Origin of the sequence: Moorena sp. SIO4E2, from assembly GCF_010671945.1 — a bacterium.
Classification (GTDB): domain Bacteria; phylum Cyanobacteriota; class Cyanobacteriia; order Cyanobacteriales; family Coleofasciculaceae; genus Moorena; species Moorena producens.
On sequence record NZ_JAAHIE010000837.1, the window covers coordinates 1 to 2,543 of the forward strand.

General features: G+C 44.3%; 3 protein-coding genes. 2 read left to right on the forward strand and 1 reads right to left on the reverse strand.

What is annotated here, in order from left to right:
- Window positions 1-201 precede the first annotated feature (201 nt).
- Window positions 202-1,359 (forward strand): CHAT domain-containing protein, encoded by a 1,158-nt coding sequence (locus F6K37_RS37885; RefSeq protein WP_287256195.1) that lies wholly within the window; start codon window positions 202-204, stop codon window positions 1,357-1,359.
- A gap of 266 nt (window positions 1,360-1,625) precedes the next feature.
- Here the strand turns inward: F6K37_RS37885 and F6K37_RS37890 are convergent, their stop codons facing one another.
- Window positions 1,626-1,751 (reverse strand): hypothetical protein, encoded by a 126-nt coding sequence (locus F6K37_RS37890; protein ID WP_287256197.1) that lies wholly within the window; start codon window positions 1,749-1,751, stop codon window positions 1,626-1,628.
- 251 nt (window positions 1,752-2,002) lie between these two features.
- On the opposite strand from F6K37_RS37890, the gene F6K37_RS37895 reads away from it, so the two are divergent.
- Window positions 2,003-2,419: a helix-turn-helix domain-containing protein gene (locus F6K37_RS37895; RefSeq protein WP_287256200.1), complete on the forward strand. Its 417-nt coding sequence runs from the start codon at window positions 2,003-2,005 to the stop codon at window positions 2,417-2,419.
- The last annotated feature ends 124 nt before the right edge of the window (window positions 2,420-2,543 follow it).

Genomic DNA, 2,543 nt, shown 5'->3' on the forward strand with positions numbered 1-2,543 from the left:
TAAAAAAGCTTACAAGGTCAACTTGATACTACCGAAACACAACGCTTAGAGATTGATAACAATCCTAATAGTACCGATGAACAAAAAAAAGCGATCAAGGAAAAACGTAAAAGTATATTAAAAGAGTATCACGACTTACAAACTAAAATTCGGGCTAAAAGTCCTAACTATGCAGCTTTAAATTATCCTCAACCCCTGACCTTGGGAAAAATTCAAGAGGATATTTTAGATCAGAATACGGTTTTATTACAGTATTCTCTAGGTAGAAAACAAAGTTATCTCTGGGTGGTTACCAAAGAGGAAATGACCAGTTATGAACTTGCCTCCCAGAAAGACATCAACAATTGGGTCAAGAATCTAATTAAGTTTACTACCAAAAGCAATGCCAAGGCGTTTACTCAAGCTGTAACTCCATTAAGTAAGGCAATTCTTCACCCTGCTAAGGATAAATTAACTAAAAAGCGGATTGTAATTGTAGCTGATGGCTTCTTACAATACATTCCCTTTGCTGCCCTTTCGGTCTCAGAAAATCAACAACCCCTAATCACGAACTACGAGATTATCAATTTACCCTCTAGTTCCAGTTTAGCCACCATCCGCCATGAAAATCAAGCCAGAAAAGCTGCCCCAAAAGCTTTAGCGGTCTTAGCGGATCCTGTGTTCAGTATCGATGATAAACGGATCAACAATGGCAAAACTACCGTTTCTCAAACACAACCCTCAGATTTACGATCCCTTGCTCTTCAGCGTTCAGTCAAAAACCTCAGAGATGGCAAATTTGACTCCCTACCTGGCACTCGCCAAGAAGCGGAAGCTATCCTTAACCTTATCCCAGAAGACACTGAAAAAACCTCGGCTTTCGACTTCGATGCTAATTTTACTGCTGCGACTAACCCTGAACTGAGCCAATATCGCATCGTCCATCTGGCTACCCATGGCATCCTCAATACTAAGTCCCCAGAATTATCAGGAATTGTACTATCCTTGGTGGATGAAACGGGAAATTTCACCAATGGTTTCCTCAGACTCCATGATATCTTTAACCTCAAACTAAATGCTGACATAGTAGTATTAAGTGCTTGCCAAACGGGAGTGGCTAAGGACATCAAAGGAGAAGGGCTAGTAGGACTAACCCGAGGATTTATGTATGCGGGTTCCCCTCGGGTATTGGTCAGTTTATGGAAAGTTGATGACCAAGCCACAGCAGAAATTATGACTCGATTCTATCGGTTGATGTTGAAGAAGAAGTTATCACCAGCTGAGGCATTGAGAAAGGCACAGTTACAGATGCAAGAGGAAACTGAGTGGAAGTCTCCTTATTATTGGGCTGCTTTTGTGCTTCAGGGAGAGTGGAATTAGGGTGTGGGGAATCGGGAATCGGGAATCGGGAGTAGTTGTATTTGGTGCGTTCGGGTAGCAGTTCTGTAAATGCGATCGCTTTTAGCGGAAGCTGAGGCCATAGGCCACGCTTTGCGAACGCTTCATCGCGTAGCGTGGCCTATGGCCAATCGCATAACGGTTGTGTAAACGCGATCGCATACTGGTCCTCAAAATAGCGATCGCATACCGGTTCTCAAAATAGCGATCGCATACCGGTTCTCAAAATAGCGATCGCATACTGGTTCTCAAAATAGCGATCGCATACTGCTTCTCAAAATAGCGATCGCTTTTTTGTGTGCTGCTGACCAATGTAGTGTGTCAGTGTCTTGATGCAGTCGCTCATGGGGGAAACCCCCAAGACCGCGCTGCATCGCTGCAATAGTTTTTTTTATCCCTCTTTCCACTCTTAACTCGCTTACAACTTTTACAACACTTACCACCCTCTAGCTAGAGATAGCGTTAATGCAACAGTTTTTCTGACCCCCTTAACTCTTTCCTCTCTTAAAACCCTTACCACCCTCTAACTAGAGATAGTGTCAATGCCATAGTTTTTCTAACCCCTTGCATTTTATGAGAATTTGTGTTAAGTTAACAGTAACGTTAAAGCAATGGTTAAACCGCCATGATGATTTCTACCGCCCAAGCTGCTGAATTACTAGGTGTTTCTGCCACTCGCGTCCGTTTCCTGCTGAGCAAGGGCAGAGTTAAGGGGGCTTATAAGGTGGGTAGAACTTGGGTGATTCCTCTGTTTGACGGTATGCCGGTGGTCACCCCTGGTACTCGCGGACCGAAGCGGAATTGGTCAAAGCGCACGCAGTACACTAAGGCTGTGATTCACGTTAATCAGAAGGTAATTCGCCAAAATCTCAAGAGCGGGGAGCGCAACCCTGTGATCACGGTCAAACGGGGTTCTAAAAATACTTACGGTCATACGGTAGAAGTCAATGGCCCCTGTCGGGTGATGTATCGTCCAGATGACCCATTAAAATGTGGGGCTAGGGTGTGGATTGAGACGATTTCTGATTTTAAAGTGAGTTGATTTGGCCAGGGATGGGCGGTCAGTGGTCAGTGGTCAGTGGTCAGTGGTCAGCTTATTTTATTCAAAAGCACCGATTGCGCTACGGGCATAAGCTGATAGCTGATAGCTGATAGCTGATAGCTGA

Excerpts from the sequence above, each read along its gene's own strand:
- F6K37_RS37890 (WP_287256197.1), bottom strand. The coding sequence starts at position 1,751 with ATGCAGCGCGGTCTTGGGGGTTTCCCCCATGAGCGACTGCATCAAGAC.
- F6K37_RS37895 (WP_287256200.1), top strand. The coding sequence starts at position 2,003 with ATGATGATTTCTACCGCCCAAGCTGCTGAATTACTAGGTGTTTCTGCC.